Raw genomic sequence first — 15,328 nt, 5'->3', positions numbered from 1 at the left:
ACACTATTTTTTATTATTCTTATAAAAAGAGACAAAGGTTTTTTCAACTAAATCTATAATATTATCTGGATCTTCAAAAATAATATCAACTTCAATGACTATAATTTTAGCTAAAAGTTCTTTAGCTATGCCAATACGATTATGTAAACGAATTGCATCTTTCGAAGTTGTTACCAAAATTAAATTATAACGTTTAGATTGATCAATAAGATATTCTATCTTCTTGTTACTAAGATGTGAATGATCTCCAAAAGAATAACATTTATCAATGGAAGCACCTAATTTTCTAACAGTAATAAAAAATTTTTCCGTATCAGAAATACCAGAAAAAGCAAGAACTTTTTTCCCAGACAAGTCAAATTGCAATCGAGGTTTTAACTTAGCAAAATAAACTGGTTTATTCTTAATACAAGAAACTAAATCTTTTTTATCGCCAACATAAAGAATAGCATCAACATACAAAAGCTGTCTTGATAATGGAACTCTTAAAGGGCCTGCTGGGAATACTAATCCATTTCCTAATCCACGATAGCAATTCACTACTATCAAGGAAAAATCTGCTTGTAAATCGGCAGAATGGAAACCATCATCCATAATGATAATATCCACTCCTTCTTGAACTAGCATTTGAACCCCTACTTTTCGATCAATTGTAACAACAGTGACTGCCAATTGAGCAAGCAATAGAGGCTCATCTCCAACATCATAAGCACAATGTTTTTCCAAATTAACGATAAGTGATTTTATAGATTTTCTACCATAGCCACGTGATAAAAATCCTGGTTTGAGGTTTTTATCAATAATAGTTTTCGCGATAGCTAATGCAGTTGGTGTTTTACCTGTTCCTCCCATTACAAAACCACCAATACAAATAATAGGGATTGGAGCACGCCAACGCTGACCATTTTTCATTAATCTAGATGAAATAAAAGAATAAATAAAAGATATAGGATAAAGTAATAACGAACGAAAACCTCTTGGTTTCCACCAAAACAATGGAGTTTTTATCATATACCACAGTCCATTAAATACCATGAGTAAATCACATAAATTTTAATAACTTACGAGAATTGTAAAATACAAAATTCATTTATCAAAAAATATACGTTATTTTATAAATAAAGATGTTTTAAACAATAAATGATTTTGAAAAACAAGAGGATTAATATAGGAATCTAATGAACGTAACGTAATTTTAAGAGGTCCTTGCATTTTTTTAACTTCGTTCATAGCATTGTTAATCATTTCATATCGTACTTGTGCTTCAGAAAGTAACATATCTACCTTATGAGCTAATGATTCAATTGTTTCTACTATACAAACGGCATTAGCAAAAACCATTTTTTGATAAATATCTCGAAAATTTTCTACATTCGAACCACATAGAACAGCACAACCAAGAATAATAGCTTCCAGAGGATTCTGCCCTCCACTAGCACAAAAAGAACGACCTACGAAAGCAATTTCTGTCATACGCAAATAAAGAGACATTTCACCAATAGTATCTCCTAAAAATATGTCAGTATCTGCATTCAAAGTATCTCCATGAGAACGACGCGCTACTTTTAATCCTTTAGCTATAAATCTTTTTTCTATCTCATCACAACGCTTAGGATGACGTGGAACAATAATAGTTAAAATATCTTTACGACATTTTATAAAATTATGAACATATACAGCTACATCTTCTTCACCCTCAAAAGTTGAAATTGCTGCCCAAGTATGCCGTTTTGCGATTGCTTTTTTATACAAAGAAAGAGATTCTTGGTCATATGGCAGAGATTCCGCATCTATCTTAAGGTTACCTGATACAACCAGTTTTTTCGCCCCTAACTCTTGATAACGTCTGAAATCACATTCAGATTGTGTAATTACCAAAGAAAATTTACTGAAAATACTTTTAGCAAAAGAATAAAAATAATTCCAACGTTTAAAAGAACGATAAGACATACGTGCATTAACAAGAATTTGAGGAATACGTCTCTTTGTTAATTCAAAAACCGTTAATGGCCATATTTCTGATTCAGATAATATCATACAATCTGGCTTCCAATGCTGTAAAAAACGAGAAATAGCAGATTGTATATCAAATGGAGCATATTGATGAATAGCTTCTTTTCCTAAATACTTTTGAGCTATTTTAGAAGAAGTAATAGTTCTAGTTGTTAACAATACATTAATATTACGATTTCGTATTACACGAATAAGTCCAATCAACGCTATGGTCTCTCCAACACTAACGGCATGAAACCAAACAAGATTCCCCATAGGACGTAAAACAGTTGTATAACCTAATTTTTCTAAATTTCTTCCTCGTTTCCCTCTACGGAATAAATTATACAAATAGAAGAAAACCGAGATAAAAGGCATAAATAGAATTCCACCCCAGCGATATATTGACAAAAATATATAACTTAAAATAACAGCCAATCAGATAAATCCTTTGCATATCAATAGTTATTGTATAATAGCAAAATGAAAAATAATTTCAGAAATATCTCCGAATAAATTTTATCTATTATTTTTCTAGTTCACAAACAGGAAAACTAGTGATATCTACTACGAAATATCGCATTAATGCATTATCAACCGTTTGTTGAGATTTTTCTTTCCAAGCATCATAAGCACTATAATAATCTGGGAATATACCAACTACATCTATATTATAAGGATCACTAATTTTTTTCTGTTTTATATCCTCTAATTCTCCTCCAAATACCAAATACAAAACCTGTTCTTTCTGAATATTGATATTCATCATAATTCCTTTATAAAAATTAAAATTTTTTTTACTTTACAAAAACATATATGTTTAAATATCATATCTTATAAAGTTAATAGATGATTCTTAAAAGATGTAAAATGCCATTTAGTAGAAGCAAATAATACATCGTGACTTACTTGATAATTATTATAAGTTAATAATTTTCCATTTGCATCAACTATCATGCCTCCAGCACATTCAATTAACAAATCAACAGCAGCAAGATCCCAATCATTTGAATTTCGATTAACAATAACTACATCTACATCTCCATTTGCAACCATTGCTAAACGCAAACACAACGATGGAATAGAAGGTTTTCTCTGAAAGTATACATGAGATTCTAATCCTTTTAATGAACAGTCATTTGCCATAACCATTAAAACATCACCTGCCTTAGTAGAAGAAACAGACATTTTCTTTCCATTAAAAGTTGATTTAGTCCCAATAGATACAAAAAACTCTTGGCCAAGAGCTGCTGCATGAATAACTCCCACTACAGGACGACCACGATGCACAACAGCAACACTAATACACCATTCTTTTCTATCTTCAATAAATGCCCTAGTTCCATCAATAGGATCAACTACAAAAAGTGTTTCATAATTCAAACGCTTTAGATCATCATCTGTTTCTTCAGACATCCATCCGTAAGAAGGACGTAAAGGCATTAAAAAAGATTCAAGATAATTATTTACAGCAATATCAGCTTCACATACTGGAGAATTCCCTCCATTCTTCCACCAAACATTAGGAGAACGAAGAAAATGCTGCATAGCAACAACACTAGCCCCCTGAACAGCAGATCTGACTATATCAAGATCACTTTTCCATTGATCCATAAAAAATATATCCACAAAATACAATACCAATACGATATTATAACAAATTAATTTTACCAAATTACTAAGTAATAAAACTTAATCGACAAACATCTTTAATATTTTAATAAAATCACATAGGATTATAAGAGTAAAAATGTATTGTTGTATCACCATATATACGTTTTTGAAGAAAATAGAATGAAGATCCAAAAGATAGAACAACTCCAACATGTTCCTCTATAATTACTAAAGAATCAGGATCCAACCATTTTTCCTTGTCTATTATATCTAAAGCATGTTGAGCTAATCCTTCGCCATAAGGAGGATCTAAATATAATAACCTAAAAGGTTTTATATGTCCGATTTTTCCTAAATTCAAAACATCCCGAAAAAAAATACTACAACTATTTTCTACACCTAATAGCTCAGAATTCCTACGAATTAACCTTATACTTTCAGGATTATTATCAACAAATAAAACGTAATCACAGCCTCGAGACAAAGCTTCGAAACCTACGGAACCTGTTCCTGCAAATATATCTAGCATACGCGAAGAATACAAAAAAGAAGGATAAACATGTTTTAAAATATCAAAAACAGATTTTTTAGTCCTACTATCGCTAGGACGAATAGATCTGTTTTTAGGAGTATACAATAATCTTCTTTGAAATTTACCTCCGACAATTCGCATTTCACTAACTTTTATTATCTAAAAATTACTATTAAAAATGATTCACTTACTTTTTTATGTTTTTTTAAAAAAAAGATTAAAATAAATTTCTTTCATTTATATCTTTTTACTTCTCCTATGCAAAAGACTTTTTTTAGGAGATCTAATATTACGAGAAGATCGACGATGAGTAACTGCTTTTTGATCAAAATCATTAGCAGTAGTATGAACACCTTTTGACATCCATACATTAGAAGAAAGATTTCTTCTTTTTATAGGAGTAAAAAGTTTCTTCTTCTTAATAAACACATTTTTAAAATCATTATTTTTTTCTATTATTTTAATATCACAAGAATCTTTTATATTAGGGTAATTATTAATAAGTTCATCATGAGCATAAACAGGAGCGTCTAAATTAACTCTTGCATCTTTTAAAAGGTTAGGCCCTAATTGTTCACATAATACTTTTTTAGAAACTTCTCTTGTATCTCCTTCCGATAAATCTCCTAATTGAAATGGACCATACGAAATACGAATCAAACGATTTACTTTCCAATTAAAAAACTCAAAAATCTTTTTGATTTCCCTATTTTTACCTTCACGCAAACTTACTGTTAGCCAAGAATTAGAACCCTTTTGAGAATCAATTTCTAGCTGCATATCTCTATAAAAAACACCTTGAATAACTATACCATTTTTTAATAAATCGATCTTATTTTGGTCTATTGGTCCATACACACGAACTCGATAAACACGCAACCACTGCGTTGAAGGTAATTCAAGAATACGAGAAAGACCACCATCATTTGTAAGAAGAAGAAGACCTTCTGTATTGATGTCAAGACGACCAACAGAAATAACCCTAGGAGAAATACTAGGTAAATTATCAAATACAGTAGAACGACTATCTGGATCTGCATGAGTAGTCACTAATCCTGCAGGTTTATGATATAGCCATAAACGTGTTCTTTCTGCTTTTCTTAGAGGAATACCATCAATCTCTATAGTATCAGTAGGAATCACATTTACTGCAGCCCTTTCCAGTAAAACACCATTTAGTTTTACTCTTTTTTGCACAATCATCCGCTCTACTTCACGTCGAGAAGCAACACCAGCTCGAGCGACAACTTTCGATACTCTTTCAGGTATAAAATCTTTTTGTACAATCTGATCATCTTTCAAGAATAGATCCTCCTATCTATTTTTCTATTCTATATTAGCATACTTTACAGTATAATTCATTTAATATGTAAATTATAAATTGAAATCACCATGAATAAAAAAAATATTTTTATGTCATTTGCTCTAGAAGAAGCAAAAAAAGCTGCTTTGCGTAACGAAATTCCCGTAGGTGCAGTCGCTGTAATAAACAATAAAATCATTGGAAGCGCAGGAAATAGAAACCGTGAACTTAAAGATGTTACTGCTCATGCAGAAATATTAGCTATCCGCATGGGATGCCAAGCATTGTCAAAAGAGACTTTACCAGAAGTTGATTTATACGTAACATTAGAACCCTGTACAATGTGTGCCGCCGCTATTTCTTTTGCACGAATCCGTAGACTTTATTATGGAGCTTCTAATCCAAAAGGAGGAGGTATAGAACATGGATCCCAATTTTATACGCTTGTGACATGCCATCATAGACCGGAAATATATCCAGGAATCTCCGAACAACACAGCAAACAAATCATTCAAGATTTTTTTAAAGGAAAACGCTCTGTAACTTACTAGCAATTGCTAGAAAACAAAAAAAATATCACTAACACAAACCATAATTGACTTATTGATCAAAAAAATGAAATATGATCAGAATCAGAGATTTTCATATATAAAAGCCATTAAACAATCAAAAAACCTTAAAAATTTATTTTTACAGGATTTACAATGAAACTTTTAGCACTAATTTCAATATTAAAACTATATAAAAAATAATCACAATACAGTTGAATGTAATGTTCAAAAATTATTAACTTATATTATACTGATAAAGATAGCATAGATAATAATAATGAGAGAAATTCTTACTAACTATCGAAGGATACATAACAGTATGAAGCAGGAAAAATCTTCAAGTGAGCGAAATATTATAAATGTAATTCAAAGTTTTCAAAAAGGAGAAATAGTTATCATTATGGACGAAAATAATCGCGAGGATGAAGCTGATTTAGTGCTTTCTGCGATGCATTGTACATCCGAAAAAATGGCATTTATTATTCGCCATACTTGTGGGATTGTTTGCACACCCATGTCTTCTCAAAATGCACACAGACTTGGATTACATCCAATGGTCTTAGAAAATGAATCTATCCACAAAACTGCTTTCACAGTCTCCGTTGATTCTAAACATGGAATTACTACTGGAATATCTGCATATGATAGAACGTATACTGTTAAAAACCTTGCTAATCCAAAAAGCACTTCGGATAATTTTGTCCGACCAGGACATATCTTTCCACTAATATCTCAAGATGGAGGAGTACTAGTCCGCCCTGGTCACACAGAAGCATCTATAGATCTATGTAAAATATCAGGATTACCTCAAATATCGGTTATTTGCGAATTAGTAAACGATGATGGAACAATCAAAAAAGGTAAGCAAGTAGATGAATTCGCAAAAAAACACAACTTAAAAATCATTTCTGTTAGAGATATAATTACTTGGCATAAAAATAATTAATATGAACTATATACTTAATGTATCTTATAAAAAAAATTGTATATAATAAAAAATCCATACTTCTAGCACTCAAATATATTTCATGAATTACACTAATTGAATAAAAATATCAAAATAATATTCATCTCCACAAGTTAAGAACATATTAAAATATACCCTAACTAAAAATCAGTAATATCAATCAAATGGATTATATCTATCAAAATTAAATGATCGCAATAAAGATAATTTGCCAATGAATATAATTACATTAAGTTGATACATATATAAATTAAATTATAAATTGAAAAAAATTGTAACTTGTAATTAAATCAACAACATACTACAAAAAATCATCTTAATCTAGACAAACATACAAGCTCTATTGTCTTCATATCTATAATATGATCAATCATCAAAACTGAGAATAAAACAAAAAGATAAGTTAAAGATTCCAAAAAAAGTTTTTTTGTAAATATAATACCTTTATCACCTTTATATAAAAATGTACGCCATGCCAATAAAATAAAATTATATCCTAAAAAAAGTACTATGATACCATATGTAATACTTGCAAAACCAAGTATTGTTGGAAACAACCCGCAGATAGCAGTAAAAATTGTATATACTAGAATATGAATTTTGGTTGTTCTTTCTGTAGCAACATTTGGCAACATAGGAATAGAAGCAATTTGATAATCACTTTTACATAGCAATGCTAATGACCAAAAATGAGGTGGAGTCCAAAGAAAAATTATTAAAAACATAACTAATGACGCTATCGATATATCACCTGTTACAGAAGACCATCCAATTATTGGAGGCATAGCACCTGCTATGCCTCCAATGACAATATTTTGTGGAGTAAGACGTTTAAGCCAAATAGTATATATAAAAACGTAGCAAAAAATAGATAAAAAAAGCAATAAAGCTGATAACCAATTGATAACTAATCCCATTATCATAATTGAGAAAAATGCTAAGAAAACACCAAAAACAAAAGCTTCCCAAGGAGCAATTCTCCCCATTGGAATAGGACGCGAGGAAGTACGCGCCATCATTTTATCAATGTCCGCATCATAGTACATATTAAGGACACCAGAAGCACCTGCTCCCATGGCTATAGAGAAAACACTAAAAATACTTTTTAATAAACTTATATGTCCAGGAGCCAAAATTATTCCAACACACGCAGTATATATAGCCAAAGACATAACACGAGGCTTAAGAAGAACAATAAATAAATTAAATCTAAACCCTTGAAAAAGCATCAACTTATCCTTTAAACTTTATAGGGTTAGTAATAAAATTACCATTTATATTTACTGTTTTATATCATATTATAAAACTATAGCTACAACCACCATAGTAAATAAAAGTTCCAGGATAAAAACTTTTTTATTGTCAAAACAAAAATTAATCAAAAGTCCGTATCAATTTGTATTATTACAATTTCATGAAACTATCTCATTGATAATAAGACTTTTCGCGAAAGAAAAAACACAATGTAAATACCACTAATTCTGTATGGTAATAAAAAACCACGTATTAAAAAATGTAACCTTTACAGTAAATGCATTTATTTAAGAACTTTACCTTATTTATTTTAAAAAATAAATTATGCTAAAAATATCTTTTTATATAACACACAAAACCATATTTCTTTATTGGTAGGAATAAAAACTATTCATAACAACTATAAAGCATTTAATTTATTCAACGAATAAAACAAAATCTACTCCTCTACCTTCTTCACAAAAACCTGACGTCCACGGTACGAACCAGTTTTCATATCCACATGGTGTGGACGGCGGAGCTCTCCTGATTTTTTATCCTCTACATAAGAAGGAGGAACCAAGAAATCAGCAGAACGACGCATCCCACGCTTTGAAGGACTAGTTTTTCTTTTAGGAACAGCCATATCAAATAATACCTTCTATTATAAAATTTTAAAACTCTACTAACACAGATACAGTAAAATACATTACCATGATGAACAACCATGTATAAGCTTCATGAATATCACAGTACAATCATACTTCTCAAAACAGTTAGATATATATAAGAACGGTTACATGATATCTCAATAATTATAATTGCGCAATTTAAAAAAACAAAATATATTGAACTTTCATTACAATATATTTACCACAATATTATCTAACTAAAACGAACAAATATAAAATACTATCGGATTTGCATTATTTTATGATTTATTTTCATATTTTAGCTAAATGGCTATTAATAAAGATTAGATACCAAGATAGTTTTACTGGTATATTATTAGTCGTCACAACTATCATAACCATGATATTTGCGAATCTATCATTTTCTTCTGCATATTACTGTAATGCTTTAGAATACAAAGTTTCATCCCTTACTATAAAACATTGGATTAATGATATCCTAATGATATTTTACTTCTTCATGATTGGATTAGATCTAAAAAACGAACTTTTTCATGGAGAATTATCAAGTTGGAAAAAACGTTCTCTCCCTTTATTGGGAGCTATAGGAGGGATAATATTTCCATCTTGTATATACATAATTATTAATTACCGTACAGGAACATCCCTAAAAGGATGGGCTATTCCTACAGCAACAGATATCGCATTTACATTAGGAATTTTATCATGGATAGGATCAAATATTTCTCCTGCTCTCAAGGTGTTTTTCATAGCCTTAACTACAATAGATGATTTCTTTGCTATTATAATTATGGCACTCTTTTATACTCAAAATCTAGATTTTTACGCGTTACAAGCCGCAATAGCTCTTATTTTATCTATTTCTTTATTAAAACGTTATAGAGTTACTAACCTCATTTTATATGGATTTCTAGGATTTTTTCTATGGTATTCAATTTTTAAATCAGGAATACACACAACAGTATTTGGGGTTATTTTTGCCCTCTTAATCCCCGATATAAAGGAATATCAGAAAAGAAGTAAATTATTATTCTACTTACTTGGAGAAGGACTAAAATATTGGGTTATTCCCATTATATTGCCAACATTTGTATTCGCAAACACCGGCTTAACCATATCTAATATATCCTCTACCGATATATTAGATCCCATAATATGGGGAGTAATGCTAGGACTATTCCTTGGAAAACAAATCGGAGTTTTTTTATTTTCTTTTGCCACAATCAAAATCGGATGGGGAAATCTCCCTACAAATGCCAACTGGCATTCACTATACGGAGGATCTATTCTATGCGGAATAGGATTCACAATGAGCTTATTTTTAACATCTCAAGCTTTCCCAAATATCGATGCATTACAAGAAAAAGCAAAAATAGGAATAATATTATCTTCTATAATATCAGTGATATTATCTTATTTGATATTCAAAACTCCCTGGAGAAATAAAACAAAAAATACTTGATCACTATTAAAGTGATAATAATTATACTTACTAAGCAAATGCACGCTCTACTACAAAAGTACCAGGTCTGCTATTAGATCCTTCTCTGAATAGCTTTGTTAACAATATTTTTTTGACATCAACTATCATCCCCGGAGATCCACAAATCATCACTCGATCGGTATCAGGATTTAACTGAGGAACACCCAAATTATTATAGAATTCTCCTGATAATATTTGATTAGTAATACGACCTTTGTATACATAATCTTCCTGAGTAACCGTTTTATAATATTTAAGTTTCTGACCAACGAACTCCTTTAAAATATCATTTTGAAATATTTCATTCACCACATCTATCCCATATTGCAATTCAGAAACCTTACGACATGTTTGAGCAACTATAACTTCATCAAATTTTTCATATGTTTCAGGATCACGAATAATACTCATAAAGGGAGCAATGCCCGTTCCAGTAGACAATAAATACAATCTTCTGCCAGGGACTAACGAATTTAAAACCAAAGTACCAGTCGACTTTTTATGCAACAAAACAATATCTCCAGGTTGAATATTTTGAAGATGCTTTGTTAATGCCCCATTTTCCACCTTTATAGAAAAAAAATCCAACTTATCATCCCAGCAAGGACTTGCAATAGAATAAGCCCTAGATACCCGCTTGCCATTTATCATAAGACCAAGCATCACAAATTCACCAGATAGAAAACGGAAACTCTTTGAACGACTTATAGAGAAAAAAAACAACCTATCCGTATAATGCTTTACCGATATAACAGTTTCACGGTATACACTATCTATAGGTTTAGAAGAAATATCACACATTTTTAAACGTCCAATTCTACACCTTAAATCCTGAATTTAACATATCAAATATTTCGAAAAATAGAAGAGGAAAATACATATCACTAAAACATCAAATAAAGGAAAATTACTTTTAAAATTTGTGATCCCTATTCTCAAAAATATATTTTTGTGATATATATCTATATTTACACTTTTAAAATTCCTATTTTGAACAATAAATATTTCTAGTTAACAAGATATAATTATAAATAATTTACATATGATTTTAACATAGCATCATGTATCTTAAATCGAATAAGTAATATTAAAACAATCATCTTAGGCGTAGAGCAGCTTAGCAACGCACTTGACTAAGGTCACAGATGGTCCTCTGGCTCGATTCCAGTAGATCCAGCTATAATATATTTCTATTAGCATAATTATGCCGTAAAATCAATGATTTAGATACGCCCTAACCCTAGAATCTACAATAGTAAAGAACATTGATTCTACGTTGTTTTATTTTATGATGCCCGCACCTTTTTGACTATAATTTTCGATCTTTTTTTTAAACTAATTAATTATATCTTGATCTAAACAAATCGTATTCTTGATTTTTTAACTTATTTTATAATAATAATATGTGTGCAGTTGATTTTCTCACTTAATTAAAACATCATGAACTACTCAACAATTCAGAAGGAGATTGGTAATGAAACCTGAATCTAAATATTCAGAAGAGAGAAAACCTCCATTTTCTTGCATTGCTGTATCTAATTTCTTTGTTAATAAAGGTTATAAATGCTAATCGGCTCTCCAACATTTAAAATTACAAAAACTAGTGTATTTCACACATTGCAATATTGTTTTAGACAAAAAACGTGCTTATTTTGATGACCTCCCCCAAGCATGGGGGAAAGGACCAGTGTTTGCGGGTCTTTATCATAGATTTAAAGTATTTTGGAAATGCTGATATTAAAGTGCCTATAGATTTGGCATTTCAACTTTTTCCAATCATAAAAGATGATTACGTAATTAATGAAATGGAGTATATTTGGGAAAAATATCAATACCATTCAGCTGATCAATTAAGTGATATAACACATCAACCTGAGAGAGCATGGAAGAAATGCTATGACCCTGACAATCCATTGAACAATAAGACTATAACCGTTGAAGATATTTTGTCATCTGAAAATAGGTATTAAGATTATGGATGAAAATAATAATAAAGGGGAAGTATCTAGCAGATCTAGCAACATGTTTCGACAAGAAGCCAACGTAGTAGAGCTACGACAGAAAAAAGCAAAAGCAGATAGTTTGGAAGATGAGAACATTATGCGTTTTAGCTATAATGATAGATCTTTTAAGTTTGCTGTATGCTGGATCATCGTAATAATCCTATTTTTAATTACTCAGATTATAAACGTGGATTGGTTTTTGAAAGTTAGCGATGTTAAATTTGGGTCTATTATGGTATCTTTTTCTTCAACAGTTATTGGCTGTTGGTATTTAGTCGGAAAAGGATTGTTTAGTGCCCAAGACAAAAGTGAATAAAAGTTATATAACAATATTACATCGTAAAACCATATACTTAAATATACCTACCCCCGCTTTAAGGGGGTGTTGATTCTAGGCTGTTTTTCCTATAGTAACTCCGCACCTTTTTAGTCACTCTAACCCTGCAATAACAATTCAGCTTCAACTTCCCTTCTCACAATCAATCCTTTTAACTTCTTACCTCCTGAATACACCCATCGTTTACATTCAATAGATGCGTTTTGCCAATCTAACTCATCAACATATTTTCTGAAAGTACTATTACGATAATTGCCAATAGTCCAAAGACCAGCAGGACATCAATAGGCTTTTAAGCATAAACCTTCAAAGTGTTTAATTAGAGATATTAAAACTGGTGGAATATTCATATACACAACCTTTTTAACTAAATTAGTAATTAAATGATTGACTTAAATAAGCGAAATGAGCTATGCAGACAATTCTAAAGTTGAATTTTGTATATTAAAGATTGTAATAGAGCATGCATTCTTTGTTGTATGTATGAGAGTTGTAGGATGGTTAAGCAACTTAATAACGCCAAACAACAAAAAAGAGATGAGTTTTATACTTCTGAATTCGACATAAATCAAGAATTAAAGCATTATTATAATCATTTTAAAGACAAAGTTGTTTATTGTAATTGCGACGATCCATTGGTAAGTAATTTCTATCGCGTTTTCTCTCTTAAGTTTGAAAAGTTAGGTTTAAAAAGGCTCATAACCACTTGTTATAAGCATAGCAATGTTGACCTTTTTAACCAAGGGGAAGACGAGCAAGCGGTATGTTGAGACTACCAAGGAGATGGTTCTCCAAAAACAAAGCCATTACAAAGTGATGGTGATTTTAGAAGTCAAGAGTGTATTAATCTGCTTAAAAAAGCAGATATAGTTGTAACAAATCCTCCTTTTTCTTTGTTCCGCCAATATATTGCACAGTTACTCAAATACGACAAGAAATTTCTGATTATGGGAGATCAAAACGCCCTAACATATAAAGAAGTATTTCCATTCATTAAAGAGCACAAATTGTGGACTGGGGTAACCAATGGAGGAACTAAATGGTTTGAAGTTCCAATGGATTATGACATAAAGACTAAAAGCCGTATAAAAGAAAAAGATGGGAAAAAATACTTTAGTAAAGGCAGTATTTACTGGTTTACGAATTTAGATATTTCTAAACGGTATGAAGGTATAGTTTTATATAAAACATACGACAAAGATAGATACCCATTTTATGATAATTTTAAGGCTATTAATGTTGATAAATGTTTAGATATACCAAAAGATTACGATGGCTATATGGGTGTACCTATTACCTTTTTCGACAAATACAATCCCAAGCAATTTGAAATAATTGATCTAGATATTAATCTACTTAAGAAACTTACTGGTAAACCAAGTCGTTTTTACATTGGTGGGAAAATGAAATATGCTCGTGTTGTAATCAAAAATAAGAAAACGGTGTCATCAAATGGATGTAAAGCTTAAAGAAAATGTTACTATCGCAGATCTAGTCAATGAATATACTGATAACATGGAAGAAGGCGTTCTTGGCTACGGGAAAACATTAAATATAAGACCACCATATCAACGTGAATTTATTTATAACCTTGATCAACGTGAGGCAGTTATAGATACTGTTTTAAATGGTTTTCCTCTTAATACGATGTATTGGATAAAAAACAAAGGAAAAAACACATTTGAGCTTATCGACGGACAACAACGTACCATTTCAATTTGTCAATATGTAAATGACGATTTCTCTTGTAGATCCCTTTATTTTACAAATCAACAAGAGGATAAAAAAAAACAGATTTTAGAGTATAAATTAATGGTTTATACGTGTGAGGGAACAGATTCCGAAAGGCTAGCATGGTTCAAGACAATCAATATAGCAGGAGAAAAACTTACGAATCAAGAATTGCGTAATGCGATTTATTCTGGAAGTTGGGTAACGAATGCAAAACTTTATTTTAGTAAAATAAACTGTCCGGCTCAATACTATAAACGTTATTTAACTGGCTCATCTATTCGCCAAGATTATCTGGAGAGAGCAATACGCTGGGCTAGTAAAGGCAACATTGAAGATTATATGGGATTACATCAGCATGAAGAGAGCGCATCATCTTTGTGGGATTATTTTGAGAAGGTCATGGGCTGGGTAAAAAGTACATTTACTAAATATAGAAAAGAAATGAAAGGTGTTGATTGGGGGGAGTTATATCACGATTTTAACGATCAAACATTTAACCCAAAAGAGATAGAGGAGGAAATCGAAAAACTCTTTTTGGATGATGATGTAACAAACAAGAAGGGAATTTACCCATATGTCTTAACTCGAAACACAAAATATTTAAATATTCGTTCTTTTACAAAAAGTCAAAAAAGTCAAGTTTACGCAAAACAAGGACAAGTTTGTAATAAATGCAAAAAAGAATTTGATCAAGACGATATGGAAGCAGATCACATCAAGCCTTGGTGTGCAGGTGGATCTACTTCTATCGATAACTGTCAAATGCTTTGTAAAAAATGCAATAGGGAGAAGTCTGGAAAATAATTTTATTAATCTAACCCCGCCTCTTCTGAACTATTTTATCAGTATACCAGAAACCTAGTAAACAAGCGATAATCTCTTATTCAAAGGGGATTAATATTGAAAGGGGGCTCTTCAAATATGCC

14 protein-coding genes and 3 pseudogenes are annotated in these 15,328 nt (G+C 30.9%); 7 read left to right on the top strand and 10 right to left on the bottom strand.

Going from position 1 to position 15,328, the window contains the following annotated elements:
• Positions 1-3: 3 nt before the first annotated feature.
• From lpxK to GY664_RS00055, 6 genes and pseudogenes are all read right to left on the bottom strand, one after another.
• Positions 4-1,011: a tetraacyldisaccharide 4'-kinase gene (gene lpxK / locus GY664_RS00080; protein WP_333947427.1), complete on the bottom strand. Its 1,008-nt coding sequence runs from the start codon at positions 1,009-1,011 to the stop codon at positions 4-6.
• Positions 1,012-1,107: 96 nt separating this feature from the next.
• The gene (locus GY664_RS00075) at positions 1,108-2,370 is read right to left on the bottom strand and encodes a 3-deoxy-D-manno-octulosonic acid transferase (RefSeq protein WP_333947426.1); all 1,263 of its coding nucleotides are present in this window, start codon (positions 2,368-2,370) and stop codon (positions 1,108-1,110) included.
• A 148-nt stretch (positions 2,371-2,518) separates the two neighbouring features.
• Positions 2,519-2,758 carry a DUF4170 domain-containing protein gene (locus GY664_RS00070; protein WP_408612110.1) on the bottom strand — a complete coding sequence of 80 codons (240 nt, stop codon included), beginning with the start codon at positions 2,756-2,758 and terminating at the stop codon, positions 2,519-2,521.
• A 68-nt stretch (positions 2,759-2,826) separates the two neighbouring features.
• The gene (locus GY664_RS00065) at positions 2,827-3,606 is read right to left on the bottom strand and encodes a 3'(2'),5'-bisphosphate nucleotidase CysQ (RefSeq protein WP_333947424.1); all 780 of its coding nucleotides are present in this window, start codon (positions 3,604-3,606) and stop codon (positions 2,827-2,829) included.
• Positions 3,607-3,718: 112 nt separating this feature from the next.
• Positions 3,719-4,279 (bottom strand): 16S rRNA (guanine(966)-N(2))-methyltransferase RsmD, encoded by a 561-nt coding sequence (gene rsmD, locus GY664_RS00060; RefSeq protein WP_333947423.1) that lies wholly within the window; start codon positions 4,277-4,279, stop codon positions 3,719-3,721.
• Between the two features lie 375 nt (positions 4,280-4,654).
• A pseudogene (locus GY664_RS00055) lies at positions 4,655-5,404 on the bottom strand (pseudouridine synthase); the annotation flags it as partial.
• A 126-nt stretch (positions 5,405-5,530) separates the two neighbouring features.
• Between GY664_RS00055 and GY664_RS00050 the strand changes: the two are divergent.
• Positions 5,531-5,992, top strand: a complete 462-nt coding sequence (locus GY664_RS00050; RefSeq protein ID WP_333947422.1) for a nucleoside deaminase — start codon at positions 5,531-5,533, stop codon at positions 5,990-5,992.
• Positions 5,993-6,311: 319 nt separating this feature from the next.
• Positions 6,312-6,929, top strand: a pseudogene (gene ribB, locus GY664_RS00045) (3,4-dihydroxy-2-butanone-4-phosphate synthase); the annotation flags it as partial.
• 341 nt (positions 6,930-7,270) lie between these two features.
• Here the strand turns inward: ribB and GY664_RS00040 are convergent.
• Positions 7,271-8,188 (bottom strand): heme o synthase, encoded by a 918-nt coding sequence (locus GY664_RS00040; RefSeq protein ID WP_333947420.1) that lies wholly within the window; start codon positions 8,186-8,188, stop codon positions 7,271-7,273.
• 464 nt (positions 8,189-8,652) lie between these two features.
• The gene (rpmF, locus tag GY664_RS00035; protein ID WP_333947419.1) at positions 8,653-8,838 is read right to left on the bottom strand and encodes a 50S ribosomal protein L32; all 186 of its coding nucleotides are present in this window, start codon (positions 8,836-8,838) and stop codon (positions 8,653-8,655) included.
• A gap of 287 nt (positions 8,839-9,125) precedes the next feature.
• Here rpmF and nhaA point away from each other — a divergent pair, with 287 nt between their 5' ends.
• Entirely contained in the window at positions 9,126-10,307 is a 1,182-nt protein-coding gene (gene nhaA / locus GY664_RS00030; RefSeq protein WP_333947418.1) for a Na+/H+ antiporter NhaA, read from the top strand.
• A 30-nt stretch (positions 10,308-10,337) separates the two neighbouring features.
• On the opposite strand, the gene GY664_RS00025 is transcribed toward nhaA, so the two are convergent.
• Entirely contained in the window at positions 10,338-11,129 is a 792-nt protein-coding gene (locus GY664_RS00025; protein ID WP_333947417.1) for a ferredoxin--NADP reductase, read from the bottom strand.
• Positions 11,130-12,019: 890 nt separating this feature from the next.
• Here GY664_RS00025 and GY664_RS00020 point away from each other — a divergent pair.
• Both GY664_RS00020 and GY664_RS00015 read left to right on the top strand, forming a co-directional pair.
• The gene (locus GY664_RS00020; RefSeq protein WP_333947416.1) at positions 12,020-12,298 is read left to right on the top strand and encodes a Panacea domain-containing protein; all 279 of its coding nucleotides are present in this window, start codon (positions 12,020-12,022) and stop codon (positions 12,296-12,298) included.
• A 4-nt stretch (positions 12,299-12,302) separates the two neighbouring features.
• Positions 12,303-12,647 (top strand): hypothetical protein, encoded by a 345-nt coding sequence (locus GY664_RS00015; RefSeq protein WP_333947415.1) that lies wholly within the window; start codon positions 12,303-12,305, stop codon positions 12,645-12,647.
• A 119-nt stretch (positions 12,648-12,766) separates the two neighbouring features.
• Here the strand turns inward: GY664_RS00015 and GY664_RS05060 are convergent, their stop codons facing one another.
• A complete protein-coding gene (locus tag GY664_RS05060) occupies positions 12,767-12,928 on the bottom strand; it encodes a glycoside hydrolase family protein (protein WP_408612111.1) in 162 nt (53 codons plus the stop codon).
• A gap of 219 nt (positions 12,929-13,147) precedes the next feature.
• Here GY664_RS05060 and GY664_RS00010 point away from each other — a divergent pair.
• A pseudogene (locus GY664_RS00010) lies at positions 13,148-14,137 on the top strand (adenine-specific methyltransferase EcoRI family protein).
• A complete protein-coding gene (locus GY664_RS00005; RefSeq protein ID WP_333947414.1) occupies positions 14,121-15,206 on the top strand; it encodes an HNH endonuclease family protein in 1,086 nt (361 codons plus the stop codon). The pseudogene GY664_RS00010 and the gene GY664_RS00005 overlap by 17 nt, the downstream one beginning before the upstream one ends.
• Positions 15,207-15,328 lie beyond the last annotated feature (122 nt).

Origin of the sequence: Candidatus Liberibacter brunswickensis (genome assembly GCF_036858155.1) — a bacterium.
GTDB classification, from domain to species: domain Bacteria; phylum Pseudomonadota; class Alphaproteobacteria; order Rhizobiales; family Rhizobiaceae; genus Liberibacter; species Liberibacter brunswickensis.
The sequence above is the reverse complement of the archived record's forward strand: the minus strand, read 5'-3'. Positions and strand labels throughout refer to the sequence as shown.

What these genes read in the sequence shown, in the direction of transcription:
- GY664_RS00015 (WP_333947415.1), top strand. Translation starts at nt 12,303, where the DNA reads ATGGATGAAAATAATAATAAAGGGGAAGTATCTAGCAGATCTAGCAAC.
- GY664_RS00070 (WP_408612110.1), bottom strand. Translation starts at nt 2,758, where the DNA reads ATGAATATCAATATTCAGAAAGAACAGGTTTTGTATTTGGTATTTGGA.
- rsmD (WP_333947423.1), bottom strand. Translation starts at nt 4,279, where the DNA reads ATGCGAATTGTCGGAGGTAAATTTCAAAGAAGATTATTGTATACTCCT.
- GY664_RS00005 (WP_333947414.1), top strand. Translation starts at nt 14,121, where the DNA reads ATGGATGTAAAGCTTAAAGAAAATGTTACTATCGCAGATCTAGTCAAT.
- GY664_RS00075 (WP_333947426.1), bottom strand. Translation starts at nt 2,370, where the DNA reads ATGCCTTTTATCTCGGTTTTCTTCTATTTGTATAATTTATTCCGTAGA.
- GY664_RS00025 (WP_333947417.1), bottom strand. Translation starts at nt 11,129, where the DNA reads ATGTGTGATATTTCTTCTAAACCTATAGATAGTGTATACCGTGAAACT.
- nhaA (WP_333947418.1), top strand. Translation starts at nt 9,126, where the DNA reads ATGATTTATTTTCATATTTTAGCTAAATGGCTATTAATAAAGATTAGA.
- rpmF (WP_333947419.1), bottom strand. Translation starts at nt 8,838, where the DNA reads ATGGCTGTTCCTAAAAGAAAAACTAGTCCTTCAAAGCGTGGGATGCGT.
- lpxK (WP_333947427.1), bottom strand. Translation starts at nt 1,011, where the DNA reads ATGATAAAAACTCCATTGTTTTGGTGGAAACCAAGAGGTTTTCGTTCG.
- GY664_RS00050 (WP_333947422.1), top strand. Translation starts at nt 5,531, where the DNA reads ATGAATAAAAAAAATATTTTTATGTCATTTGCTCTAGAAGAAGCAAAA.
- GY664_RS00040 (WP_333947420.1), bottom strand. Translation starts at nt 8,188, where the DNA reads ATGCTTTTTCAAGGGTTTAGATTTAATTTATTTATTGTTCTTCTTAAG.
- GY664_RS00065 (WP_333947424.1), bottom strand. Translation starts at nt 3,606, where the DNA reads ATGGATCAATGGAAAAGTGATCTTGATATAGTCAGATCTGCTGTTCAG.